The organism is Bacillus sp. I-2, assembly GCF_001974945.1.
Classification (GTDB): domain Bacteria; phylum Bacillota; class Bacilli; order Bacillales; family Bacillaceae; genus Bacillus; species Bacillus safensis.
In genome coordinates this window covers 397219-423688 of record NZ_LZRW01000022.1, presented here as the reverse complement: position 1 = coordinate 423688, position 26470 = coordinate 397219, and the positions used below count along the sequence as shown (strand labels likewise).

General features: G+C 39.5%; 29 protein-coding genes. 27 read left to right on the top strand and 2 right to left on the bottom strand.

What is annotated here, in order from left to right; translation table 11 throughout:
- Positions 1-16 precede the first annotated feature (16 nt).
- From tuaE to BAE31_RS08480, 5 genes are all read left to right on the top strand, one after another.
- Entirely contained in the window at positions 17-1477 is a 1461-nt protein-coding gene (gene tuaE, locus BAE31_RS08500) for a teichuronic acid biosynthesis protein TuaE (protein ID WP_056765657.1), read from the top strand.
- Between the two features lie 61 nt (positions 1478-1538).
- The gene (gene tuaF / locus BAE31_RS08495; RefSeq protein WP_056765659.1) at positions 1539-2213 is read left to right on the top strand and encodes a teichuronic acid biosynthesis protein TuaF; all 675 of its coding nucleotides are present in this window, start codon (positions 1539-1541) and stop codon (positions 2211-2213) included.
- A gap of 24 nt (positions 2214-2237) precedes the next feature.
- Positions 2238-2993, top strand: coding sequence for a teichuronic acid biosynthesis protein TuaG (tuaG, locus tag BAE31_RS08490; protein ID WP_056765661.1), 756 nt, complete (start codon positions 2238-2240; stop codon positions 2991-2993).
- A 19-nt stretch (positions 2994-3012) separates the two neighbouring features.
- Positions 3013-4209 carry a teichuronic acid biosynthesis protein TuaH gene (gene tuaH, locus BAE31_RS08485; protein WP_056766837.1) on the top strand — a complete coding sequence of 399 codons (1197 nt, stop codon included), beginning with the start codon at positions 3013-3015 and terminating at the stop codon, positions 4207-4209.
- Positions 4210-4343: 134 nt separating this feature from the next.
- Positions 4344-5411 carry a glycosyltransferase family 4 protein gene (locus BAE31_RS08480; RefSeq protein WP_024423627.1) on the top strand — a complete coding sequence of 356 codons (1068 nt, stop codon included), beginning with the start codon at positions 4344-4346 and terminating at the stop codon, positions 5409-5411.
- Positions 5412-5446: 35 nt separating this feature from the next.
- Here the strand turns inward: BAE31_RS08480 and BAE31_RS08475 are convergent, their stop codons facing one another.
- Together BAE31_RS08475 and BAE31_RS08470 are read right to left on the bottom strand one after the other, a co-directional pair.
- A complete protein-coding gene (locus tag BAE31_RS08475; RefSeq protein ID WP_076840168.1) occupies positions 5447-6538 on the bottom strand; it encodes an LCP family protein in 1092 nt (363 codons plus the stop codon).
- The gene (locus BAE31_RS08470; RefSeq protein ID WP_012011434.1) at positions 6523-7191 is read right to left on the bottom strand and encodes a YigZ family protein; all 669 of its coding nucleotides are present in this window, start codon (positions 7189-7191) and stop codon (positions 6523-6525) included. The genes BAE31_RS08475 and BAE31_RS08470 overlap by 16 nt, the downstream gene beginning before the upstream one ends.
- Before the next feature lie 221 nt (positions 7192-7412).
- On the opposite strand from BAE31_RS08470, the gene degS reads away from it, so the two are divergent.
- The 22 genes from degS to secA all read left to right on the top strand — a co-directional run bounded on the left by degS (position 7413) and on the right by secA (position 26424).
- Positions 7413-8588, top strand: a complete 1176-nt coding sequence (gene degS, locus BAE31_RS08465) for a two-component sensor histidine kinase DegS (protein ID WP_003213166.1) — start codon at positions 7413-7415, stop codon at positions 8586-8588.
- Positions 8589-8652: 64 nt separating this feature from the next.
- Complete coding sequence (gene degU / locus BAE31_RS08460) at positions 8653-9342, top strand: two-component system response regulator DegU (protein WP_008348273.1); 690 nt, start codon at positions 8653-8655, stop codon at positions 9340-9342.
- Positions 9343-9556: 214 nt separating this feature from the next.
- Positions 9557-10399: a DegV family protein gene (locus BAE31_RS08455; RefSeq protein WP_041108019.1), complete on the top strand. Its 843-nt coding sequence runs from the start codon at positions 9557-9559 to the stop codon at positions 10397-10399.
- A gap of 117 nt (positions 10400-10516) precedes the next feature.
- A complete protein-coding gene (locus BAE31_RS08450; RefSeq protein ID WP_076840166.1) occupies positions 10517-11917 on the top strand; it encodes an ATP-dependent helicase ComFA in 1401 nt (466 codons plus the stop codon).
- Between the two features lie 48 nt (positions 11918-11965).
- Complete coding sequence (gene comFB, locus BAE31_RS08445) at positions 11966-12259, top strand: late competence protein ComFB (protein ID WP_076840164.1); 294 nt, start codon at positions 11966-11968, stop codon at positions 12257-12259.
- Between the two features lie 26 nt (positions 12260-12285).
- Positions 12286-12942, top strand: a complete 657-nt coding sequence (locus BAE31_RS19625; RefSeq protein WP_249895851.1) for a ComF family protein — start codon at positions 12286-12288, stop codon at positions 12940-12942.
- 56 nt (positions 12943-12998) lie between these two features.
- On the top strand, positions 12999-13418 hold the full coding sequence (locus BAE31_RS08435; RefSeq protein WP_076840161.1) for a TIGR03826 family flagellar region protein: 420 nt from the start codon (positions 12999-13001) through the stop codon (positions 13416-13418).
- A gap of 79 nt (positions 13419-13497) precedes the next feature.
- Positions 13498-13761: a flagellar biosynthesis anti-sigma factor FlgM gene (gene flgM / locus BAE31_RS08430; protein ID WP_024423620.1), complete on the top strand. Its 264-nt coding sequence runs from the start codon at positions 13498-13500 to the stop codon at positions 13759-13761.
- An 18-nt stretch (positions 13762-13779) separates the two neighbouring features.
- The gene (locus tag BAE31_RS08425) at positions 13780-14262 is read left to right on the top strand and encodes a flagellar protein FlgN (protein WP_024423619.1); all 483 of its coding nucleotides are present in this window, start codon (positions 13780-13782) and stop codon (positions 14260-14262) included.
- A gap of 15 nt (positions 14263-14277) precedes the next feature.
- The gene (gene flgK, locus BAE31_RS08420) at positions 14278-15798 is read left to right on the top strand and encodes a flagellar hook-associated protein FlgK (RefSeq protein ID WP_076840159.1); all 1521 of its coding nucleotides are present in this window, start codon (positions 14278-14280) and stop codon (positions 15796-15798) included.
- A 9-nt stretch (positions 15799-15807) separates the two neighbouring features.
- Complete coding sequence (gene flgL / locus BAE31_RS08415; RefSeq protein WP_076840158.1) at positions 15808-16716, top strand: flagellar hook-associated protein FlgL; 909 nt, start codon at positions 15808-15810, stop codon at positions 16714-16716.
- Positions 16717-16762: 46 nt separating this feature from the next.
- The gene (locus BAE31_RS08410; protein ID WP_024423616.1) at positions 16763-17341 is read left to right on the top strand and encodes a DUF6470 family protein; all 579 of its coding nucleotides are present in this window, start codon (positions 16763-16765) and stop codon (positions 17339-17341) included.
- 28 nt (positions 17342-17369) lie between these two features.
- A complete protein-coding gene (gene fliW, locus BAE31_RS08405) occupies positions 17370-17804 on the top strand; it encodes a flagellar assembly protein FliW (RefSeq protein ID WP_076840156.1) in 435 nt (144 codons plus the stop codon).
- Entirely contained in the window at positions 17798-18022 is a 225-nt protein-coding gene (gene csrA, locus BAE31_RS08400) for a carbon storage regulator CsrA (RefSeq protein ID WP_008360181.1), read from the top strand. Before fliW ends, csrA begins: the two co-directional genes overlap by 7 nt.
- Positions 18023-18183: 161 nt before the next feature.
- A complete protein-coding gene (gene flaG / locus BAE31_RS08395) occupies positions 18184-18525 on the top strand; it encodes a flagellar protein FlaG (protein ID WP_034281093.1) in 342 nt (113 codons plus the stop codon).
- A gap of 20 nt (positions 18526-18545) precedes the next feature.
- The gene (locus BAE31_RS08390) at positions 18546-20075 is read left to right on the top strand and encodes a flagellar hook-associated protein 2 (RefSeq protein ID WP_076840154.1); all 1530 of its coding nucleotides are present in this window, start codon (positions 18546-18548) and stop codon (positions 20073-20075) included.
- 17 nt (positions 20076-20092) lie between these two features.
- The gene (gene fliS, locus BAE31_RS08385; RefSeq protein ID WP_024423612.1) at positions 20093-20497 is read left to right on the top strand and encodes a flagellar export chaperone FliS; all 405 of its coding nucleotides are present in this window, start codon (positions 20093-20095) and stop codon (positions 20495-20497) included.
- Positions 20494-20835 carry a flagella biosynthesis regulatory protein FliT gene (gene fliT, locus BAE31_RS08380; RefSeq protein ID WP_041115575.1) on the top strand — a complete coding sequence of 114 codons (342 nt, stop codon included), beginning with the start codon at positions 20494-20496 and terminating at the stop codon, positions 20833-20835. The genes fliS and fliT overlap by 4 nt, the downstream gene beginning before the upstream one ends.
- A 13-nt stretch (positions 20836-20848) precedes the next feature.
- Positions 20849-21229: a DUF8042 domain-containing protein gene (locus BAE31_RS08375; protein WP_024426250.1), complete on the top strand. Its 381-nt coding sequence runs from the start codon at positions 20849-20851 to the stop codon at positions 21227-21229.
- 33 nt (positions 21230-21262) lie between these two features.
- Entirely contained in the window at positions 21263-22948 is a 1686-nt protein-coding gene (locus tag BAE31_RS08370) for a methyl-accepting chemotaxis protein (RefSeq protein ID WP_076840152.1), read from the top strand.
- Between the two features lie 188 nt (positions 22949-23136).
- Entirely contained in the window at positions 23137-23700 is a 564-nt protein-coding gene (gene hpf / locus BAE31_RS08365) for a ribosome hibernation-promoting factor, HPF/YfiA family (RefSeq protein WP_024423608.1), read from the top strand.
- 198 nt (positions 23701-23898) lie between these two features.
- Positions 23899-26424, top strand: coding sequence for a preprotein translocase subunit SecA (gene secA / locus BAE31_RS08360; protein ID WP_076840150.1), 2526 nt, complete (start codon positions 23899-23901; stop codon positions 26422-26424).
- Positions 26425-26470 lie beyond the last annotated feature (46 nt).

Genomic DNA, 26470 nt, shown 5'->3' with positions numbered 1-26470 from the left:
TAGGAGGAAAATGGGTATGAGTGTGAAACAAACAGCATGGCAAATCATGATTGGTTGTATATTATTTGCAGCAGGGCTAGGACTTGTACAATTGGCGTCTGCGCAGCCCGCCGGGTTAAAAAAGATTGTCGCCATTCCGGTCCTGCTTTTAGTCCTGACGGCTTTTCTCGTGTTAATGAAGCTATACATGAACGGTGAGCAAGTGTTCATGTCAGCCATATATCTTTTAATTGCATTGACCTTTCTCAATAACGCTTTCTTTTCAATTAGTGCCGGGTTCTTTAGTCTTTTTCTCTACCGTATCATGCTCATTGCCGCCTTTGCTTTATTCATATGGCGGATGAGAGATAAGGGGACGTACATATCGCAGTGGCAGCAGATTCGTGTCAAAGGGATTCTTGGTTTTTTCGCTGCATGGTTTCTTTACGGGCTCATCTCACTGCTGTGGGCTCATTCGGTCACAGACGGTCTCAAATATATGTCCCTGCTTGCTATGGGGATGGGATTTGTCTTTCTTGTGGTTATGTACATTCAGCGAATCGATCAAGTGGTCACCTTTTATAGCATTTGGCTCGTCATGACTGTATTTGTCATGGGGATAGGGTTTTATAATCACTTTACTTTGAACCATTTACCGAATACTTCATTGTATCTTGGGCCGGCGTATAAACAGCACTATCCTACAGCTGTCTTTTTTAACCAAAATGACTTTGCGACGTTTTTATCGATTAGCTTTTTCTTGTATTTAGCGTGTATGCGGCAAATGAAAAATGGTTATATCAAAGCATTTGGATTATTTGGCGCCATCGCAGCACTGTATCTCATTTTGTTAACAGAATCCCGCGCCAGCCTGCTTGGCATATTTGCAGGAGCGTCCATCTATGTGTGGCTTCTCATGCCGCGCTTTCTCAAAAAGTGGTCACTCATCACAGCAGGTGGACTTGGTGTCATCTGTATCGCTGTTTTTTCAGCCAAGATTTATTCAGTCTTTTATGACTTGTTTCTCGCTTCTCAGGTGGCGCATTCTTTTAGTGAACCACTCCCATCCAACATTGCGAGAGCGAATTTGATCAAAAATGCATGGCATTTCTTTACGGATTCATACGGGTTTGGTGTCGGAGCGGGGAATGTGTCTTACTACTTAGCCCACTTTTCGATCTTTGATACAGATCAAGTCGTTGAAGTGCACAATTGGCTGCTGGAAGTGATGACGAACTTTGGATTTGCGGTCATGCTGGGCTATATCTCCGTCTACGCTTATCTCATGTTCACGCTGTATAAACAATACCAATGGGCTGACACAAGAACAGCAAAAATGATCATTGAAGGTTTGTTTGCTGCCATGCTGAGCTTTCTCGTTTCAAGTATCAGTCCTAGTTCTGTCTCGAATTTATATTTCCACTGGGTCTTTTTAGGACTCGTGATCGCAGCGGTGAATATGTTGAAAAACAAACAGCGCTTGGTAAACCATGTGTGATGCTGCGCTGGTATGGCTACACTAATGAAAAAGCAAATACGTCAATGTTGGGAGAATGAACATGTCTAGTTTCATATCTAGAATAGGGAAGCGAATCAAAAAGTATATTGTATGGCTTGTGCTGCTGCCTGTCGTATTAGGCGCTTTTGGATTCTTTTTTGCCAAAGGAACAGTGCAGCAGTCTAGTTACACAGCTGCCGTTACGCTTACACTTGGTAAATATGATGACGGAGTGTATAACAATATCGCAGAAGTGACATCTCTATTAAAAAGCGATGCATTTTTGAACGAAGCGCTCAGTGATGTGAAAGAAGAAAGGCAGGATGTGAAAAGCCGCCTCATCCTCACCAATCAATCAGATACACAATTACAGCTGTCCTTCACAGATGCTGATAAGGATCATGCTTTAGCTGTCGTGAAGCAGGTGTCGGATACATTTCTGAAGCAAGACAAAGCATTATTTACAAAAAGGCAGCAGGTGATTGAAAGTAGATTATCTGCTCTAGAAGACGAATCTGTCAGCAACGATTCCAAAGTAGATAAAGAGCGATTTTTATATGAATTGGAGTCTACAAAGCTTGGAATGAAGCAGGCGAAGATTGTTGATCCTGCTCAAGTTCTTGATGAAGGCAATAAAGGCATGTCAGCGAAAAAGCGGGCACTGCTTGGACTTGTCATTGGCTTTAGTATCTCGCTCATGTTTGTGGTCTTACCCGAAGTGTTCAAAGAATCTTAATGATGAACTGGAGATGAGTCTTAGGTGAACAATCAACCGTTAGTATCAATCATTACACCGGCCTATAATGCGGAACGTTATTTAACGGATACAGTTCATTCCGTCCTTGCCCAAACCTATTCTAATTGGGAACTGATCATCGCAGATGATTGTTCAACAGATGGAACAAGGAAGCTGCTTGGGGACTTAAGTGAAGCAGACGACAGAATCAACGTCATTTATTTAGAGCAAAATGGGGGAGCCGCCATCGCTAGAAACGCAGCCATCAAACAGGCAAAAGGCCGCTTTATTGCTTTTTTAGACAGCGATGATAAGTGGAAAGAGACGAAGCTTGAACAGCAGGTAGACTTCATGCTGACAAACGATTATGCCTTTACATTCACGGCATATGACATCATTGCAGAAAATGGAGAACCGTTAGAAAAAACCGTCACTGCACCAGCAAGATTAACTTATGATGAAGCTTTGAAAAATACCATTATCGGCTGTTTAACGGTGATGCTTGATGTACAGAAGATAGGACATATAGAAATGCCGAACATCCGCACAAGACAGGATTTAGCTACATGGCTGTCCATATTAAAAAGAGGATTTACAGCCTATGGAATGAGTAAACCGCTCAGTGAATACCGCATCGTTGGAAACTCGATCTCTAGTAACAAGTGGAAAGCAGCGAAAAAAACGTGGTTCGTCTACAGAGAAATTGAGCAGCTTCATTTTGTCAAAGCATCTTGGTGTTTTATGCACTATGCGACAAATGCTGTGAAGAAGCGCTTATAAACAGAAGGGAAAAAAGGTGATAAAGGTGAAAGCAGACTCGATCATACATGTTATCGTAGCGACGGGAGAATGGGGACAGGACGGCTTGAGGTACAGACGGCATCGACTGGCGGAATTTCTAGCATCTGATCCAGAAACGAAAGAGGTCATCTGGGTATGCCCATCTGCATCCCGTCATACAGCTCCCTTTCAACCCATAACCGATCGAATGAAGCAATTGACCATTCCTGATGTGCTCAAGAGCAAATTTTTTCGCTTTGGCCGATATCAAGACATGTTCTATATTCATAAATTGTCCCCTCTTCTTGAGCATTTGCGGCAGGAAGAAAAAAAGGGAATCGCTGTTTGCTTATGGTATACGTTTCCGGGTTTTCCGCTCTTATCTTCTTTATTTGAATGGAAACATATTGTCTATGACTGCAGTGACCTGTGGGGAGAGCCGATAAGCGGCAAAAATAATTTGCTTTCTTATATGAGACAGCGTGTCATTGTGAAAGCAGAAAATCGAATCATCAAATACGCACACAGCATTACATGCTCTTCTCAATACTTACACGATCAAATCAAAAAGCGTCTTATGGGCGAACCAAAAGATGTGTTTACAGTTGAAAATGGCGTCGAGTACGATGTGTTTGCAAAAAGCAATCTTCCATGTAAGGAGGATGTGCTGCAAGGAAGAGAAGGAACTGTTCTTGGTTTTATTGGAGGCATCAAGCCGAAGCTGGATTTTGACATGATAGCAGAAGCTGCCCGCGTGAAGCCTGATTGGACATTTTTATTTGTCGGTCCGGATGGAACAAATGGTGATCCATCTTTTCAGCATGCACTTAAACTGCCGAATGTGATTTGGACAGGTGCTGTTGCACCAGAAGAAGTGCCTGCGTATATGAAGCTGATTGATGTAGGAATGATGCCATACAAACAATCTCCTTACAATCAAGCCGTGTTTCCGCTCAAGCTATATGAATTTTTAGCCGCAGGAATACCGGTTGTCGGTTTAAATCTTCCGTCAACGGAAAGGCTAAAAGAGAATGATGTGTATGAATATTTAGAAGGCGAAGATCCTGCACTCTTCGTAGAAGCCTGCCAAAAAGTGATCAGCAAAAAAGACGACATGACCTATAGACATCTAAGACAAAGCCGTGCGAAGAAAAAAGATTGGCACGCGCTGTTCACAAATATGGTGGAACTAACGAATATTAAAGAAAACGCATAATTCATCAGGGATTGTGCGTTTTTATTTGTTTCTTCTTCACAGGGGGAGCTTGTGATCATCCTCTATTCAATTGTATAATGGAAAGAGCGGCCAATATACAAAATACAGATTTCAATTTAGAAGGAGACTGACCTATGGATTACGAACGCGCCTTATTAGCGTTTTTTGTCTCTCTGGCTACAGTTTTAATTGTGACACCAATCGTCAAAAAGTTTGCAATTAAGATTGGTGCAGTGGACCAGCCGAATAAACGAAAAGTTCATGATAAAGTAATGCCTCGAATGGGCGGTTTGGCAATTTTTATTGGGGTAGCGGCTGGAGCATTAGCAGGCGGGCTGTTTCTACATAATAAAATTACAGCAATTTCAGTTGGTGCCGTACTTATCGTCATTCTAGGTATATTTGATGATAAATATAATTTAAGTGCAAGATTTAAATTTCTCGTACAAGTTCTTGTTGCTTGTCTGATTGTCAGCACAGGCTTAAAAATGGACTTTTTCTCTGTTCCTTTCTTAACAGATCGAATTGAGTTAGGCTGGATGGCATATCCCCTAACCGTGTTATGGATTGTCGGAATCACAAATGCCATTAATTTAATTGACGGCCTTGATGGACTGGCTGCTGGAATTTCTGTCATCGGTTTATCAACCATTGCCGTGATGGCATTTTCAGCTGATAAAATTTTGATTCTTTCTTTATCTCTTGTTGTTATTGGCAGTACCATCGGCTTTCTCTTTTACAACTTTCATCCGGCGAAGATTTTTATGGGTGACACCGGTTCGCTTTTTTTAGGCTATATGATTTCGGTACTGTCACTATTAGGGCTGTACAAAAGTGTCACTTTGTTTAGTGTTGTTGTCCCAGTGATCATCTTAGGTGTCCCTATTTTCGATACCACCTTTGCCATCATTAGACGAATATTAAACAAACAGCCGATTTCAGCACCTGACAAATCTCATATTCATCATAGACTGATGGCCTTTGGCTTGTCCCATCGCATGGCTGTCATCGTGATTTATATGATTGGCTTAGTCTTTAGCTTAAGTGCCATTTTGCTGACAAGTGCCACCATATGGTTATCACTGATTATTATCTTTTTACTGGTCATGTTCATGCAAGTGATTGCGGAAGTCACAGGCTTGGTGAATGAAGAGTTTAAACCATTTACGAAATTTTATAAACGAATGGTCAAAAGACAATAAAAAACAGCCCGTTCCTAGGAACTGGGCTGTTTTTATTATTGTCCAGGTGTGCTGGTCGAAGAGTTAGGTGTATCATTTGTCCCTGTTTCACCAGAGGACGGATTGGTTTGTGAATCTGTTTCTGTTGAAGACTCAGCAGGCAGCTTTAAATGCGTCCGTAATTCATTTTGGACGTTAGCTAGATTGGTTGTATCTGGCTCAAAGTAATACGTCCGATTTGGCCCTAAGTAAAGGTCTGTTCCTTTAATAGAGAGTGTTTCTGTGTCGTCTCCTTTAAATCCGCTGTAGATTTGCTGAAGCGCGAGACCTTCTGTGATACGGAAATTGGTCTTAATGTGATCACTGACTTCTTTAGCAATGTTATCGACGTTCGCAATGTTATTAGGCTTCGCCATTTGATCAATCATTGCGCGTAAAATTTGTTTCTGACGATCGTTACGTCCGAAATCACCGCGTGGATCTTGTTTTCTCATCCGTGCGTAAGCAAGAGCTTCTTCCCCGTTTAAATGCATATTGCCTTTTTTGAAGTAAATCTTTTTCGATTTTTTAACATCACTTTTTTCATTGAAGTCAAATGGAACATCGATATCAATTCCGCCGACTTCATCAATGACATCCTTGAATCCGTCAAAATCAACGGTTGCATACTTATCAATCGGAATATGCAAGAATTGTTCGACAGTTTCAATCGTTTCATCTTTACCACCTTTAGCAAATGCTGCATTGATCTTTTCTTTACTTCCTGTTGTATCACTTGCAAGCTGTACGCGTGTGTCACGAGGGATACTAACCATTTTCATTGTTTTGTCTTGAGGGTTAATCGTTGCGACAATGAGTGAATCTGAACGGCCATGATCACCCTTTGTGGCATAATCCTCAATTCCGACAAATAATACAGAGAAAGGTTTTTTCTTAATATCAATGACAGCATCACGAAGATTCGATTTCTCTCCACGGTTTAGTTCATCATATGTTTTGTCAGCAGCTTGAAGAGTATTGACGATTTTATATACTGCAAATCCGCCCATGCAGATGATAAGAAGCAAAAATAAGACCAGAATACGTTTGATCATTCTCTTCTTCTTACTCTTTTTCTTTCGTACACGCACTTTTACTCGTTGTGCCATTCATCTGTCTCCTTTATCGGACCAATGTCCTTTTCTAAATAAATCAGTTCGCCTTCTTTTGTAACACTCTTTCCATTTGTCAGCTCAGTCATCCACTCAATGAACTGCTCTGTTTGTGTTTCTTCGACATATGTCTCAAAAATAACATCTTCTGCATAATGGATTTCTTTTAGCTGAAAAGATGAGGCTCTAAGCTCATTCTCTACCTTTCCAAGCCATGTATAATCTATTGTTGTGTGCATTGTACGCATTAAACAGCGCTCTACCATTCCAACATGGTTGATAGCTTCTGATACAGATTTTCCGTAGGCACGAATCAATCCACCGGCACCTAGCTTGATACCGCCGAAATAACGAGTGACCACAACGACTGTATCTTTCAGCTTCCGTTTTTTTAGCACTTCAAGCATTGGCACACCTGCTGTACCGCTTGGTTCACCATCATCATTCGCTTTTTGAATCAGGTCATGTTCACCAATGAGATAGGCTGAACAATTATGTGTGGCATTCCAATGTTGTTTTTTAATGGATTGTATAAATGCTTGTGCTTCTTCTTCTGAGACAGCACGCTGTATATGACAAATAAAACGTGATTTTTCAATGACGATCTCATGCTCGCCACGACTTTTTACTGTAAGATAGCGATTCAGCAAAAGACATACCCTCCTGACAAGCAAATTGTAAGACTAGTGAAAATTTGCATTGGTTTTAGAATTTTACAGCGTATTTTGTTATGATGATAGGAGCGGAAAAAGGGTCGTCATAAAAACTTCATAATTTATACGCATTCTTTCATTATAATTCGACATAAAATGCAGATCAATGACATTTATAATAAAAAAAGATGACATCACTGTTACGGGAGGGAAAAGCCATGACAACACCCAAAATGGATCCGAAATTATTGGATTCAATCATCATGAAAATGCTAAGTACAGTTGATGGCAGCAAGGACGAAGTATTTAGAATAGGCGAACAGTCCCGTCAACAATATGAAAGCCTAGTAGAAGAGCTCAAGCAAATCAAGCAGCAAGTAAACGAAGTAATTGATTTTGGGGATAAGCTGGAAGTCCATACAAGACATGCTAGAAACCGCTTATCTGAGGTCAGCAGAAACTTCAACAAATTCAGCGAAGAAGAAATACGTGAGGCCTACGAAAAAGCACATAACCTGCAAGTGGAACTCACCATGATTCAGCAGCGCGAGAAGCAGCTGAGAGAAAGAAGAGACGATCTGGAAAGACGATTATTAAGCTTACAAGACGTCATTGAACGCTCTGAAACGCTTGTGAGTCAGATTACAGTTGTTCTCAACTATCTCAACCAGGATTTACGCCAGGTTGGCGTTTTACTTGAAGATGCTCAGGCAAAACAAGATTTTGGGCTAAGAATTATTGAAGCCCAAGAAGAAGAACGCAAAAGAGTGTCTCGGGAAATTCATGACGGCCCTGCTCAAATGCTGGCAAACGTGATGATGCGTTCCGAATTAATTGAACGGATTTTTAGAGACCGCGGTACAGAAGAAGGTTTTAAAGAAATTAGAAGTCTCAGACAGAATGTGCGAAATGCACTGTACGAAGTGAGAAGAATCATTTATGATTTAAGACCGATGGCTTTAGATGATTTGGGTCTGATTCCGACACTGAGAAAATACTTAAACACAATTGAAGAATATGATGGGAAAACCAAAATTACGTTCCAATGCCTAGGTGATACAGAAAGTGAAAGAATTGCTTCTCAATTTGAAGTAGCACTGTTTAGACTAGCCCAAGAAGCTGTCACAAATTCATTAAAGCATTCTGAAGCTGAAGAAATCTCTGTCAAAGTAGAAGTAACGAAAGACTTTGTGACCTTAATTATTAAAGACGATGGAAAAGGCTTTGATATGAAAGATGTGAAAACAAACAAAAACAAATCCTTCGGTTTACTTGGCATGAAAGAACGCGTAGACCTACTGGAAGGTAAAATGACCATAGACTCAAAAATAGGTCTAGGGACATTCATCATGATTCGCGTGCCACTAACATTGCAAAATAAAATTGTAAAATAGAGTCAAAAGACATATTGACCATAAAGTTCAGGTGTAGAACAATAAACATGGGGAGGCGTAGCTTGTGACTAAAGTAAATATTGTAATTATTGATGACCACCAATTATTCCGTGAAGGTGTCAAACGGATTTTAGATTTTGAACCTACTTTTGAAGTAGTTGCAGAAGGAGACGACGGTGACGAAGCTGCACGTATCGTAGAACACTATCATCCGGATGTTGTCATTATGGACATTAATATGCCGAATGTAAATGGTGTTGAGGCTACAAAGCAGCTTGTTGAGCTTTATCCCGAATCAAAAGTCATTATTCTATCTATTCATGACGATGAAAACTATGTAACACATGCATTGAAAACAGGGGCGAGAGGCTACCTGCTAAAAGAAATGGATGCAGACACACTCATCGAAGCAGTGAAAGTTGTAGCTGACGGAGGCTCTTATTTACATCCGAAAGTCACTCATAATTTAGTAAATGAATTCCGACGCTTAGCAACTAGCGGCGTTTCAGCACATCCACAGCATGAGGTATATCCTGAAATTCGCAGACCACTTCATATCTTAACTAGACGTGAATGTGAAGTTCTTCAAATGTTAGCTGACGGAAAGAGCAACAGAGGAATCGGTGAATCGCTCTTTATTAGTGAGAAAACAGTTAAAAACCACGTGAGTAACATTTTGCAAAAAATGAATGTAAACGACCGTACACAAGCTGTTGTTGTAGCTATTAAAAACGGCTGGGTAGAAATGAGATAATGTTCCGGACAAGTACTCCTTTTTCGCCTGTTTTTATTCTCTCACATTTTAGGTGGAGGGAAATGATAGACAGGGTAAGGAGTCTTTTTCGGATATAGCGGGCTTGCCTATTGATTAGGCAGGCTTTTTTGATTACTATTATAAATCTAATGAAAAATGATCATTCTTTTAAAATAAAAAAGAGTAACTTAACGAATAAGGAAGGTATTTAAGAATGAAAATAGCCGTTGTAACAGACAGTACTGCTTATTTACCACAAGAGCTGCGTGATAAACATAATATTCATATGATCCCCCTTAACGTCATCTTTGGCAGTGAATCATACCGTGAAGAAATAGAAATGGACTGGAAGACATATTATGAAGAAATCAAAAAACACAAAGATCTTCCAACAACCTCTCAGCCTGCTTTCGGTGAATTAATAGCCTTATATGAAAAACTAAGTGAAACATACGACGCCGTGATTAGTATCCACCTTTCAAGTGGAATTAGTGGAACGTATAACAGTGCTGTCTCAGCGAATGATCTAGTTGACGGGATTGATATTTACCCGTTTGATACAGAAACAAGCTGTATGGCACAAGGTTTTTATGTGTTAGAAGCTGCTGAAAAAATCCAAGAAGGTGCTTCTTTAGAAGATGTGTTAGCACATCTAAATTACCTGAAAGAAAGTCAGCGGGCGTATTTTATGGTAGACGATTTAACTCATTTGCAAAGAGGCGGCAGATTAAATGGTGCTCAGGCTTTTATTGGAAGCCTCTTAAAGGTAAAGCCTATTTTGCATTTTGACAACAAGCTAATTGTTCCTTTTGAGAAGATTCGCACACGTAAAAAAGCCATTTCACGTATTTTTGAATTATTTGATGAAGATGCATCACGTGGTGTTCCGATGAGAGCAACACTGATACATGGTAATAGAGAAGAAGAAGCAGAAGAATTAATTGCGCACTTATCAGAAAAATATCCTCATGTTGAATTTTATAAAAGCTACTTTGGTGCCGTAATCGGCACCCATCTAGGTGAAGGTTCTTTAGCTCTTGGCTGGGTGATTAGATAATTCCTAAAAAACCTCTTTTCTTATGGAAAAGGGGTTTTGTTTTTCTATTTTACCTGTTGGACGAAAGGTCATGTCTTTGCGCATAATAGCCAAACATCAATTGAAAGGTGTTTGGTAATGTTGAATATGGACAAAGCAATGGAACTAATGCGGCAGCTGCATTCACGCCATCTGCTCACCGATGAAACAAAGTGCACACAGTTCAATTTAGATTGGCTGGAGGAGAAAGGATTAGTCAATCGGTCTCCTGCCATTGAGAGGAAAGCAAATGGTTTTACATGCTGCCGGTGCGGTGTATCAAACAAGCGGTACTTTGCTCATTCTCCTTGTGAAGTGTGTCAAAAGGATTGTGTGTACTGTAGATCATGCATCATGATGGGAAAAGCAGCAGAATGTGGGTTTCTTTATGAATGGACAGGTCCACAAATGGAAGAAACATGTCGAGCCGAATTAACATGGCAGGGAGAGCTTTCCAAAGGGCAAAAAAGAGCGTCAGAAAGGATAATTGAAGCTATTAAAAACAAATTTGATCTACTTGTTTGGGCGGTTTGCGGAGCAGGGAAAACGGAAGTGCTTTTTCATGGAATCGAATATGCGTTAAATCAAGGAATGAGTGTCTGTATTGCGACACCTAGAACAGATGTTGTGCTTGAACTCGAACCACGGCTTAGAAAAGCATTTCAAGGGGTGACAATTACCGTACTTTATGGAGGCAGTTCTCAAAGGTTTCAAATAACACCGCTTGTGATCACCACAACCCACCAGCTGATGAGATACAAAAATGCTTTTGATGTGCTCATTGTAGATGAAGTCGATGCCTTCCCTTATTCAATGGATGAGCGTCTCCAATTTGCTGTTCTAAAGGCGATGAGAAATAACAGAGGGGTTAGGATTTATTTAAGTGCGACACCCTCTAAAAAAATGACGAGAGAGGTTTCTCGTGGAAAACTGGAAGCGATAAAAATTCCTTTGCGTTTTCACGAGCAACCATTACCCGTACCGACCTTTCATTGGATCGGACATTGGAAAAAGAAATTAAAAAAGAAGCAGCTGCCCCCTAAAGTGATGAATTGGATGCAGAGACATATTGCAAATAAGAGAAGAATATTACTTTTTGTTCCTTCAATTGCTGTCATGAAGAAGGTAACGAAGATTCTTCGAGAACAATCCTTAAACGTGGAGGGAGTATCTGCCGATGATCCGGATAGGAAACAAAAGGTTCAGCACTTTAGAGATTACGTATACAATGTACTAGTTACAACCACTATTTTAGAAAGAGGCGTAACGATTCCAAATGTTCAAGTGGGGGTACTTGGTTCGGAATCTACTATTTTTACAGAGAGTGCACTTGTTCAGATTTCTGGGCGGGTAGGCAGACACCCGGATTATTGTACAGGAGATGTTTTCCTTTTTCATTTTGGTTTAACGAGAAGTATGAAACAAGCAAAGAAGCATATCGCAAAAATGAATGAGACGGCTGCAAAAGAGTTTTCTGAAAAACAGTGTGGGTTCAACTAAATCATGGTACATTATATTCACAATACACAAATGGCAGGAGAGACAAATATGCTACTCAATGCAAAAGAAATACTACTCAAGGAAATTCTCAATCAATATCTCAACCAATTAAACATGATTTGTCATTGTGAAAAGTGTATGGAAGATGTATTAGCGATTTCACTGAATCAAGTGAAACCACAATATATAACAGATATCGATAAAATATCTTACAGTAAATCTGAGATGGTGGATAAACAGAAGAATACTGCGATGCTGGTCATTCTGACAGAAGTAGCTTCCAAGGTCTCTGCATTTCCAAGGTGTGAAAATCGTCTGCTGCTGAACAAGGAAACCAATTGATTTGCCAAATTTGCGAGGGACATTTTGTGCCTGCTTTTACATGGAAATCATTCCTACTATTAAATGATGATCGCCTTTGTGTAGCATGTAAGGATCACTTAGTAAAGATTGAGCGTCCTATTTGTCCAACATGCGGAAGGGCGCAGTCAAATGACCAATTGTGCCAGGACTGTAACAGATGGAATGAACGCTCTGATTCTACTAAAATCCTTGTAAAAAATAGGTCAGTTTATACTTACAACGAGTTGATGAAAGAAGTCCTTGCCCGCTTTAAATTTCGGGGTGATACGGCTTTAGCTGAGCTGTTTAAAAAAGATGTACAAGCAGCATTTAAACATTCCTTCTGCATAAAAGACCCATTGCTGATACCGATTCCTTTAAGTCATGAAAGACTAAAAGAAAGAGGATTTAATCAGTCCGTGATAATCGCTTCTTTGCTAGATAAGCCAATATTGCAACCACTCGTGAAAATACATCAAAGTAAGCAGTCTAAAAAAAAGAAAAATGAACGCCTAGATCAAAAAGGATTGTTTCAAATCAAGCAAACAGATGCGATTGTTCAAAGGGATATTATATTAGTTGATGATATCTATACAACGGGAGCAACCATCTATGATGCGGCAAGAATTTTGAAAGACGCAGGTGCTAAAAGTGTTTCTTCTTTTACGTTGATACGTAGTTAAAAATCATGATAATTAACCGATAATAAGAAAAGAAAATAACGTAAGGGGTTTTGGTTATGAATCAATTGGCAAACTGTCCACAATGTAATCAGCTATTTTTAAAAACCACCATCCAAACGGTTTGTAACAAATGCTTTGAAGAAGAAGAACGTTCTTTTGATATGGTATATAAATTCTTGAGAAAACAAAGTAATAGACAATCAACCATCGCTGAAATAGTAGAAGCAACAGAAGTTGATGAAGAATTAATCTTGAAATTTATTCGTTTGAAAAGACTGCAAATTAGTCAATTTCCAAATATTAATTATCCTTGTGAAAGATGTGGCAAAGCGATCAGGAAAAACAAGCTATGCAGCCAATGTGAACAGGATATTCATTCGCAAATCAGCCAAATGAACCAAGAAGAGGAGCGTAAAAGGGAGATTGAATCTAGGAAAAAAGACACCTATTATGCCATTAATCCTAAAAACGACTGATTCCCTAAACTAAGTTGCAGTTTGGTCGATAAAATGGATAGAATCAAGACAGACTGTAACGGAAAGCGAGAGGAATCCCGTGAAAATTAATCGATATGGAACACAACCAGTAAATCCTTACAAGAAAACATATGAGAAACAAACGTTGCAATCGAATCAAGCTAAATCAACTGATAAAGTCGAAATTTCTAAAAAGGCAATCGAAATGCAAAAGGTGCCGAATATTATGAGAGAACGCCAAGATAAAATTGACCAAATTAAAAAAAGCATTGAAGCCGGAACATATCAAGTAGATACAAAAGGCATTGCAGATAAAATGCTGAATTTTTATAAACAACAATAACAAAAGGGAGCAGCGTGAATGTCAGTTAAAATAATTATTGAAGAACTGCATCGTCTCTATGGATTGCATGAACAGCTTTTAAAGTTGTCTAAGGATAAAACAGAAATGCTGAAAAGCAATGAGATCGATGCTCTTTCAGAGGTCCTGAATTTAGAGCAAAAGTATATTCAGGCCATTTCTCAATTAGAAGAAAAACGAATTGAAGCGACCGTTCAATTTTTACAAAGTGATCAATCACCAACCATCACTGCATGTATCGAAAAGGCTGAAGGTACAGATCAAGAAGAGCTCATTTCATTATATGAGAAACTAAATGACATCATGGTGGAACTAAAAGATGTAAATGAACTGAACAAGCAGCTTATTCAGCAGTCACTTCAATTTATTTCACTGACATTCGATCTCGTTAACCCTAATAAAGAAAATATGAATTACGGACAAAATGGTCTTGAGAGTTCAAAGCCTAAACAGCAAAGGGCTTTGTTTGATTCAAAGGCGTAAACAAGGAGGATACCAATGGGTTCTACATTCATGGGACTAGAAACGGCAAAAAGAGGAATCACAGCCCAGCGTGCAGGGCTTTATGTCACATCAAACAACGTCTCCAATGCAAATACGGAGGGCTACTCAAGACAAAGAGTGACCTTTAAAGCAGAAAATCCTTATCCAGTCATTTCTGTTTATGACGGCAAGACGTATGGCCAAATGGGGACAGGCGTACAAGTTGGAACGGTTGAAAGAATTCGAGACAGCTTTTTAGATCTACAATACAGAGATCATAATAATAACTTATCTTACTACTCAACGAAGTCAGATGCCCTTTCACAGATGGAAGGGGTTATGAATGACTTGACGGATGAAGGCTTGAACAGAGCTTTTGATAATCTATGGAAATCATTACAGGTCTTATCGGAATCAAAAAATGCTGATACGGCTTCTGCACGTACAGTTGTTAAAACAAGTGCACAGGCTTTAGTTGACCAATTTCGTCTGCTCAATTCTTCTTTAACAACGATACAAAAGAATTTAAAAACGGAACTCGATTCAACAGCCAAAGATGTAAACACTCTTTTATCTCAAATAGATGAAGTGAACAAACAGATTGCAGCAGTTGAACCAAATGGGTATCTTCCAAATGATCTTTATGATACACGTGATACTTTGGTCGACCAATTATCCTCACTTGTTGATATTAAGGTCAGCTACAATCCACCTGGCGGTAATGCGCTCAAAATTGCTGAAGGAACTGTCAACATCGACATTATCGGTGCAAATGGACAATCCGCAGGAAACATTTTGAATGGTATTACGAACGAAAAGTCTGAACTGCAAATCTCTTACGATAATACAACGGGACTTGTTAATTCACTTCAATTCGGAACAACAACCATTGCAGCGGATCAATTACAAGTGAACGGTAAAGTAAAAGCACTTGTTGAAGCTTACGGCTACATGTCAAATGGTTTAGAAAAAGGCATGTACCCAGATATGCTTGCAGAGCTGGATGAAGTAGCAAAAGTATTCATGGATACATTTAACGATGTACATAAGCAGGGGTACACGTTAAATGGTGCAAGTGGACAAGACTTTTTTGATATCGAAAATAACAATGAGTTGAATAAAGGTTTGGCAGCTCGTATTAAAGTGAGCGATGTCATTTTAGCATCAACAGATAATATTGCTGCATCTCTCAATCAAACACAAGGTGACGGTTCGAATGCTACGAAATTAGCTAATATACAAGACTTAAAGTTACCAATCGGCGGAAATACAACGACAATTCAGGATTATTACCAAAATGTTATTGCTGAGATGGGGGTACAAGGGAAAAAGAACATGACGCTTGAAAGCAGTTCAGCTGCTCTTGTCAATTCAGCCAATGAACGTAGAATGTCGACTAGCGCTGTCTCCATTGATGAAGAAATGACGAATATGATCCAATTTCAGCATGCATATAATGCGGCTGCGAGAATTATGACATTACAAGATGAAGTATTGGATAAGGTCATAAACGGCATGGGTGTCGTAGGAAGGTAGGGATAACGGATGCGAGTCACACAAGGTATGATTTCTCAAAACTCACTTCGAAATATTAGTAAAAGTTATGAAAAACTTTCTAAAATTAATGAGCAGGCACAAACAGGCAAACGTTTCACGAAAACGTCTGATGATCCTGTTGCAGCAGTGAAAAGCCTTCAATATAGTACTGCCTTGTTTCGAAATGAACAATATAAAAATAACTTAAATGAAGCGCAAAACTGGATTGATACATCTGAAACAAGTGTCACAGAAATCATTGATATTATGTCTAATATACGAGATAAAGTGCTTGATGCGGCGAACGGAACAAAGCAGCCCGAAGATTTAGCAGCTATCGGAGTGGAAATTGGCCAGATGAAGAAACAAATCATTGATGCAATGAACACTCAAATGCTAGGTAAGTTCGTATTTAATGGGACAAATACAAATGTTAAACCAGTTGTCGAGAATGCAGACGGAACGTATACATTTAACTTCGAAAATTATACAGATGCAAATGCTGTTCAAGCGAACATTTCTGATGGTATCACTTTAAATGTAAACTCAAATCCAATCTCAGCGTTTGGCGGACAGGCTAACGGTCAAAATGTCATTGAAATGCTGACTGATTTAGAAAACTCACTGAAAAATGGAACGTTTGCGAATTCTGATGATGCATTAGGAAGTATCGATCAGTTTAAAGAAGTGATGAGTGCTGAGCGATCTGACCTAGGAGCGCGTTCGAATCGTGTTGACTTAGTAGGAAGTCGTTTGACTTCACAATTTCAAGTACTGAAAAATGCTAAATCAGATAATGAAGATGTTGAAAGTGAAAAGGCAATTCTTGATCTTCTTCAACAAGAGACGGTGAATAGAGCTGCTTTAGCGACAACAGCTAAAGTCATTCAGCCATCCCTTGTAGATTTCTTAAGATAATAAAAAGCATCCGATGGGTGCTTTTTTGCATCATGGAGGTGAACATATGCAAATCCCTAGATTGTTAATGCAGCAAACCTATGCAAAGCTTCAAATGTCGACAACTCCTTCCCGGCAAGAAGTAGAGCAGCCACGAGCGGACCTTGAGATTCAGCAGCCACGAGCTGTCATGAATATCAAAAGGACACCGTCGAAATTAACCATTGATCAAACCGAGGCATTTGCCGATATGGACATCAAGTCGATTTTTAGGCGTTCTGAGGAATGGGCAGCTGAGGGGAAGCGTGCTGTTGGAGAAGGAATGGGTCGAAGAGCGGAAGAAGGAAGTGAACTTATCAAGATCGAGAATGGTGGGAATGCGATTGCTGAGTTTGCCAAAATCAATGGCAGTCCCCCAGCAAAACAATTCACCATTGGTGTGATACCTTCATTCTTTAGTGTGAAAATTCACTATCAGCCTTCTGAGCTTCAAATTGATGTGGAGCCGCAAAAAGCTATCATAGAGGCCACACCTCATAAACCAATCGTTAACTACCAGCCAGGTAAGGTCAATATTGATATGTTACAATACCCAGAATTAAAAATAGAAGTTGACGAAACGGGCCAAAATGGTGATAAGGTATAGTTAAGAATAACGAAAAAGGTCGTGAATTATGATCATTCAAACAAAATATCATGGTGAAGTGACAATCAAAGAGGAGCAAATCATTCACTTCTCTAACGGGATACCAGGATTTCTGGATCAAAAACAGTTTGTCATTTTGCCTTTATCAGAAGAGTCTCCATTTTTAGTTCTTCAATCATTGAAAAACTCGGCATTAGGCTTTATCGTCAGCAGCCCGTTTTTATTCTTCAATCAATACGAATTTGATTTAGACGAAACGGTTGTAGACATTCTGGAAGTAGAAGATGCCAATGATGTGGAAGTAATGGTTATTTTAACAATGGAATCATCTATTGAAAAAACAACAGCCAATTTAAGAGCGCCTATTATTGTGAACCGGAAAAACATGAAAGCCAAGCAGGTGATTTTGCATGATTCAGCCTATCATACAAAACATTTGTTAGAGGTGGCATCCTCATGTTAGTGCTGTCTCGTAAATTAAACCAGTCGATTCAAATAGGCGATGATATTGAAGTCAAGATTATTTCAATCGAAGGCGATCAAGTGAAAGTCGGGATTGAGGCTCCTAAGCACATCGATATTCACAGGAAAGAAGTGTACCTGTCTATTCAAGAAGAAAACAATCGTGCAGCGAGTTTATCCTTAGATCTCCTCTCTCAATTATCCTCACAAAAAAAGTGAGGATTTTTTTATCGCATTCAGCTGTCCTTCTCCGTGTGAAAGCGTTTCGATACAGATGTTCATGATCTATAGGAAACTTTAACAAATCGGTCCATCTATATTTAATTTGCAAATTCAAAGCCGATATAAAAGATAGATTAAAGCACAGGAGCTGAATAACTATGTCTGTTGGTAAGTTGACATCATTAGAGCCAATTATCGATGCATTTCAAACCCGTGTTTCTAATAACCAGAATGACAATGTAAACTCTGACTCACAAGCAAATGGCAGGGCTGTTTCAAAAGAAGAAATTGAAAAAACGCTTCAAGGCGCAAACAAGCTGATTGAACCTACTCAATTTCATCTTCAATTTGAATTACATGAAAAACTCAACGAATATTATGTCAAAGTCGTAGATAACCAAACAGATGAAGTCATTAGAGAAATTCCGTCCAAGGAATGGCTTGATTTCTATGCGGCAATGACAGAAATTGTCGGTCTATTTGTAGATAAAAGAATGTAAATGAAGGGAGAACATAAACAATGGTCAATCGTATTACTGGATTTTCAAATGTGTTCGATATTGATGAAATCGTTTCAAAGCTGATGAAAACGGAGCAAGCACCACTTGATACAATGACGCGCCAGAAACAAACACTTGAATGGCAAAGAGACAGCTATCGCGAGGTTAACTCGAAAATTAAAGAATTAGATGATTTGATCAACAGTTTAAACTTAACGCGTCCAAGTACATATGGCGCCAAAAAGGTGACAAGCTCTAATGAATCTGCTGTCACAGCAACTGGATCAACAAATGCGACCTCTGGCTCTATTCATGTCACTCAGCTAGCGACAGCTTCCGTCTTCAAATCCTCTGGTACATCTGGATTTACACCAACAAACGGAACGTTTACGTTTGAAGTGACGACACCAGATTCGACAGAACCAAAAACGGTGACAATCAATACTTCTGATACCGATACAATTGATGACATCGTGAAAAAGCTGAACAGCGCGCAATTAGGTGTGACGGCTTACAAAGGCCAAATCTCTGATGGAACGAACTACGTGGATACCATCGCTCTTACTTCTCGGACAACGGGTGAAGGCGTCAGTATTAAAGCAGCTGATGGCAATTCAGCTTCATTTTTAACGCAACTAGGCTTCCAAGTAGATGGAAATAACAAATTAGTTGCAACCACTCAAGGACAGAAGGCGCAATACGAGATTAATGGTCTGAAAATGGAGAATAACAACAATACATTCACACAGGCTGATATTACGTACGAGCTTAAAGCAACCACAGATAAGCCCGTCAGCTTAAACGTTTCAACAGATGTGGATGCAATATATGATAAAATTAAACAATTTGTTGATAAATATAATGAACTCGTTGAGCAGATTAATGGAAAAGTCAATGAAAAGAAAAACAGAGACTATCATCCATTAACGGCTGAAGAGAAAAAAGCGATGTCTGAAAAAGAAATAGAGCTATGGGAAACGACCGCGAAGTCTGGCTTGCTGAGAAGTGATTCCATTTTACGATCTGGTGCCTCTAAAATAAGAAGTGATTTGTATGCTAATATTACGACAAGTGACGCGAATAAAATCCAACTCACACAAATCGGTATTTCGACATCATCCAGCTATAAAGATGGTGGGAAGCTTGAATTTATTAAGGATAGTGATGGAGTAGAGAAATTAAAAAAAGCCATTGAAGAAGACCCGGAGAAGGTCAGACAAATGTTCATCTCGGGTAGTTTAAATGTGGATTCAAAGGATAAAGACAAAGCGCAGCAGCAATATCAAGAACAAGGAATCATCTATCGTATCAAAAATTCCTTATCAGACTTTTCGAAGAGCATTCAAAAAAAGGCTGGCAGCATAACAATGGAATCAAAGGAATACGGACTTGGTAAGGACCTTGATTCTTTGACAAAACGAATGAGTACATTCCAAGATCGTTTAAAAATGGTTGAAGCCCGTTACTACAAAAAGTTTAACGCCATGGATAGTGCAATTCAAAAGCTAAACAACCAATCTGGCTACCTTTCTCAACTGCTTGGACAATAATTGGAGGTTTATAACATATGGCAATACAGAACCCTTATGCCGCCTATCAGAAAAATTCTATTGAGACCGCAACACCTGCCGAGTTGACGCTTATGCTTTATGAAGGCTGCTTAAAGTTCATCAGAATAGCGAAGCATGCCATTCAAAAAGAGGATGCAGAAACGAGAAACTTGAACCTAAAAAAGGCTCAAAACATCATTCAAGAATTAAATGTCACCTTAAATCGTTCCTATGACGTATCAAAGAGTATGGCAAGTATGTATGATTACATTTATCGCAGACTGATAGAAGCCAATCTTCAAAATGACGAAGAGATATTGAATGAAGTAGAAGAGTACGTAACTGATTTCCGTGATGCGTGGAAGGAAGTCATTCAAACCGATCGAAAAGGGCGTCACCACTCTATCGGGGGTTCTCTATGAGTATTGTGGATCAGTTGCATGATCAAACATTAAAAATGGCAGCCGAAATAGCGGAAAATCCGCAAAGTGAGACACTGGTTGAAGACTTTGATGCCTTTTTAATTGAGAGAGACGAATTAATGAGAGATATACAGCATGAATTGACGGATCAAGAAAAAGAGAAAATCCGAGAAATCATCCAAACAGATCAACAGATGGCGAAGCAATTAACGGTTATCCAAAATGGGATAAAAGCAGATATTCAAGCCATTCAAAAAAAGAAAACAAAACAGCTGAATTATCAAAATCCATACCAGCCCATAACAAGTGACGGCGTATACTACGATAAACGGAAATAAATAGGTGAGACCTGTGGCGTATCGTTCAAATGACTATATTTTATTAACCACATATTATGAACTTCTATACACGATAGAAGAGAGTCTAAACTATTTAGATGAAATTGAGAAGGATTTTGACAAAACAGAAGGGGATCGGATCTTTAATGATCTGATCCATGCCTTCTTTCATTTAGACACAACACATCCTCTTCTGCTTTCAATTATTGAAAATGAACACTTTGCCAAAACGATTCGTTCGTTTGATCAAATATTTTTAAGTTTTGATATACTAGCTTTCTATACATTCCCTTCAAATCACTTCCAATCATTCCTGAAAACATACTTTATACCTGAATATAGAAAGTGGATGGATGAAATACATGCCTGTATGAGGCCGTATGTCATTCATTAATTTTTGTCCAATTCAGACCATTCGGAGGAAATTATGAGACTAAAAAATCAATTTTTATTTGGGCTTATTGTCATATGTGTCTTGTTTGTCAGTATGTTAGGGTTCTCAAGCTTTCTCTATTACAAAACAGATCAATCCTATAAAGCGCTATTAAGCAAGGAAGTGAAGCTTTATCAGACCTCGCTGGAATTAGAAGCGCTTCTTCAAAAGCAGGAAGCACAGATTAAAACATATGTCGTCGTGCAAGATGCTGAAAATTTGCAGAAAATTGAGCAAACATATGAAGATATTCATAAGAAAACAGCAGAAGCTTCGAAAATGAGTACGGTCAAACAAGCAAAAAATCTATTAGATCAAATCTCAGAAAAAAATTATCTCTACTACACCTCAACAAATCGATTATTTAATTCATTAAATATGCAAAATCAAAAAGAATTCAACACCCGCCTCAGTCAAGAATTACAACCTATCGAACAAGAAATACATACCTTTACAAAAGAGTTCGCTCAAAATCAGCTAAAACAACGTGATCAAAAAATCAATCAGCTCAATCAAGATAGTAATCAATTATTGCTTACACTCATTTTGGTCAGTGCAGCGATTATTGTTGGCCTTTTGGTGATTGGGATCAGATTTGTTCATCGCATGACAAAACCAATTGTTTCTGTCACAAATGCCGCAAAAAGGATGGCAGATGGTGATCTAACCCTTGAAGAGATTGAAGTGACCTCTAAAAATGAGATTGGTCAACTCGGCACAGCCTTTAACCAAATGACGGCTCATTTGCGTCAGCTTATTTTGCAGGTGCAAAGCGGATCAAGACAGCTTGCTGATTCTGCTGCTCAATTTGAGGAAACCATCAGTCAAACGATATCGGCTAGTGAGCAGACATCTAGCTCGATTGAACAGGTCAGTGAAGCTTCACGTGAACAATCAGATGCGGTCGGAAAAGTGGCATCCGCTATTCAGGAAGTGTCGACTGGCATGCAAAATGCAGCTGTACACACGTCCGATGTTTCGGGTCACTCAATTTCAGTGACTGAAAAGGCTGAAGAGGGTGCCGCCCTTATTCAACAATTTGTGAAACAAATGAGTTCTATTAAAGAGTCTGTGAATGAACACCATTCCACAATGGCCAATGTACAAGCGCAGTTTACAGGCATTCAAGATCTGTTAGGTCATATCCATGCCATTGCTGACCAGACGAATTTACTTGCTTTAAACGCAGCCATAGAAGCAGCAAGGGCAGGAGAACATGGAAGAGGTTTTGCAGTTGTAGCCGATGAAGTGAGGAAGCTGGCAGAAGAATCTAGTCAGCTGACAGATCAAATTAGCCAATTACTCGAGAACGTGAACAAAGATACAGAAAAGTCATCACAATCGATGACGAAGGTCGAGCGTGATGTAGCAGAGGGTGTAAAAGTATCACAATTATCTGAACAGAGCTTTCATGAAATCTTGGAATCTATTCGTGATATTTCAATGAAAGCAGAAGAGCTGTCAGCCACTGCAGAACAAATTTCTGCTAGTACAGAGGAAATTTCTCAAACGGTTGGTGTCATTGAAGAAGGTGCGAAACGAAACTCAGAAGAAACAGAGTACATGTCTGCTGCTGTTGAAGAATCATTAGCGGCCAATGAAGAGATGAAAGCCGCTGCGGAGGATTTAAAATCCTTATCTCAATCGTTGAAAACATCGATTTCATCTTTTACCATTTAATGTGCGCTGGTCTTTTTCAAGAATCAGCCGAATATATATTCATCACCTATCAAGCAACAGTTGAAGCACCGCAAAATTCGACAAATTTCAATAAATATTCACATTTTTTTTACGTTTGAGCAGGAGAAAAGGAGGGAAAAGTAGAAATAGGTTTACATATCCTTAATTTTAAAGGAGGCGTTCTTTACATGAATTACAATGTCAGAGGAGAAAACATCGACGTAACACCTGCACTAAGAGATCATGTCGAGAAAAAAATTGGAAAGCTGGAGCGTTATTTTGAGACAGATGTAGATGCTTCAGTCAACGTGAACTTGAAGTTTTACAACGATCAAGAATCTAAAGTTGAGGTTACCATTCCAATGACTGATCTAGCACTTCGAGCTGAGGTGCATAATGAGGATATGTACAATGCAGTAGACCTAGCAGCCAGTAAATTAGAACGTCAAATTAGAAAGCACAAAACAAAAGTAAACCGTAAATTCCGCGAGCAAGGTGCCAAAAAGCACTTATTTGCTGGAGGAAATGGTACGGCTGAAGTAGCAGTTCAAGATGACGAAGAGATTGATGAAACAGAAATCGTCAGACAAAAACGTTTCAACTTAAAGCCGATGGATAGTGAAGAGGCCATTCTCCAAATGAACATGTTAGGTCATAGTTTCTTCGTTTTCACAAATGCTGAGACAAATTTGACCAATGTGGTTTATCGCCGAAATGACGGTAAATATGGACTCATTGAGCCAAACGCTTAAATATCAGTTGATGCTGATTTAAAAACAACCTAAATAAAGTAAACCCGTTCCCTTCATAAGGGGCGGGTTTTTTGTGCGAAATTATGGCAAATTCTTTGGAAATGAAAGAAGGTATGGTATGATAAATGCAGGTAAATATGGACCTGTCAAACTTTTGGACATGCCGAAAAATTGCATGAAATAGAGGAGCGTTATTATATGCTTGGAATCTTAAACAAAGTGTTTGATCCTACGAAACGTACGATCAGCCGATATGAAAAAAAGGCAAATGAAATCGAAGCTCTCGCTCAAAATTTTGAAAAATTATCTGACGAGGCTTTACGAAATAAAACGATTGAATTTAAAGAAAAACTTGAAAAAGGACAATCTGTGGATGACCTGCTGGTTGAAGCATTTGCAACGGTTCGCGAGGCATCCCGCCGCGTAACAGGAATGTTCCCATTTAAGGTACAGCTCATGGGGGGCATCGCGCTTCACGAAGGTAACATCGCTGAAATGAAAACAGGTGAAGGTAAAACATTGACATCAACAATGCCTGTTTATTTAAATGCTCTTTCTGGAAAAGGCGTCCACATCGTGACAGTCAACGAATATTTGGCAAGCCGTGATGCGCAGGAAATGGGCAAAATTTTTGAGTTTCTTGGTTTAACAGTCGGCTTAAACTTAAACAGCTTAGACAAAGATGAAAAAAGAGAAGCGTACGCCGCTGATATCACGTATTCAACAAACAATGAACTCGGCTTTGACTATTTACGAGATAACATGGTGCTGTACAAAGAGCAAATGGTTCAGAGACCGCTTCATTATGCCGTGATCGATGAGGTTGACTCCATTTTAATTGATGAAGCGAGAACACCTCTTATTATTTCAGGACAAGCTGCGAAATCAACAAAGCTTTATGTACAAGCCAATGCATTTGTCCGCACATTAAAAATCGAAGATGATTTCACGTATGATATTAAAACAAAAAGTGTGCAGCTGACTGAAAGCGGAATGACGAAGGCGGAAAAAGCATTCGGCATTGAGAACCTGTTTGATGTCAAACATGTCGCGCTGAACCATCACATCGCTCAGGCGCTGAAGGCACATGTTGCGATGCAAAAAGACGTGGATTATGTGGTAGAAGAAGGCCAAGTAGTCATCGTTGACTCCTTCACAGGACGTTTAATGAAAGGACGCCGTTATAGTGAAGGTCTGCATCAAGCCATCGAGGCAAAAGAAGGTCTTGAAGTACAGAACGAAAGCATGACACTAGCAACAATTACGTTCCAGAACTACTTCCGTATGTATGAAAAATTATCTGGTATGACTGGTACAGCAAAAACGGAAGAAGAAGAATTCCGTAACATTTACAACATGCAGGTTGTGTCAATCCCGACCAACCAACCAGTGGTTCGTGATGACAGACCTGATTTAATTTACCGCACAATGGATGGTAAATTTAAAGCAGTGGCTGAGGATGTTGCGCAGCGCTATATGACAGGGCAGCCAGTTCTTGTCGGAACAGTAGCAGTTGAGACATCTGAGCTTATTTCTAAGCTGCTTAAAAATAAAGGCATTCCTCATCAAGTGTTAAACGCAAAAAACCATGAGCGTGAAGCACAAATTATTGAAGAGGCTGGTCAAAAAGGTGCTGTGACCATTGCAACAAACATGGCAGGACGTGGTACAGACATCAAGCTTGGCGAAGGTGTAAAAGAACTTGGAGGTCTGGCTGTTATCGGGACAGAGCGTCATGAATCCCGCCGTATTGATAACCAGCTTCGCGGACGTTCTGGACGTCAAGGAGACCCAGGGATTACCCAATTCTATCTTTCCATGGAAGATGAATTGATGCGCCGATTTGGTGCAGAGCGGACGATGGCGATGCTTGACCGCTTTGGCATGGATGACTCTACACCAATCCAAAGTAAAATGGTGTCTAAAGCCGTTGAATCATCTCAAAAACGTGTAGAGGGGAACAACTTTGATTCCCGTAAGCAGCTTCTGCAATACGACGATGTGCTTCGTCAACAGCGTGAAGTAATCTACAAACAGCGTTTTGAAGTCATCGATTCTGACAACTTAAAATCAATTGTCATCAATATGATCCAATCTTCAATTGAGCGTGCTGTGGGATCTTATACGCCAAAAGAAGAGCTGCCTGAAGAATGGAAACTAGATGGTCTTGTTGAATTAATCAACACGAACTATTTAGACGAAGGTGCCATTACGGTCAAAGATATCTTCGGTAAAGAAGCAGATGAAATCACAAGCTTCATCATGGATCGGATTAAAGAAAAATACGATGCAAAAGAAGAAACATTTGGCGAAGAACAAATGCGTGAATTTGAAAAAGTCATCGTTCTTCGTGCGGTGGATTCAAAGTGGATGGACCATATCGATGCAATGGATCAGCTGCGTCAAGGTATTCATTTACGTGCGTATGCACAAACGAATCCGCTTCGTGAATACCAAATGGAAGGATTTACGATGTTTGAGCATATGGTGGCTTCAATTGAAGATGATGTGGCCAAGTATGTCTTGAAATCAGAAATCCAAAACAACCTAGAACGTGAAGAAGTGGTTCAAGGTCAAACAACGGCTCATCAGCCGCAAGAGGGCGATGAGGAGAAGACAGTGAAGAAGAAGCCGGTACGTAAAGTCGTAGACATTGGACGAAACTCCCCATGTCACTGCGGAAGCGGCAAGAAATATAAAAATTGTCATGGGAAGACAGAATAAGTAATGGAAAGAGGTGAAAACCTCTTTCTATTCATGTCAGCCCCCA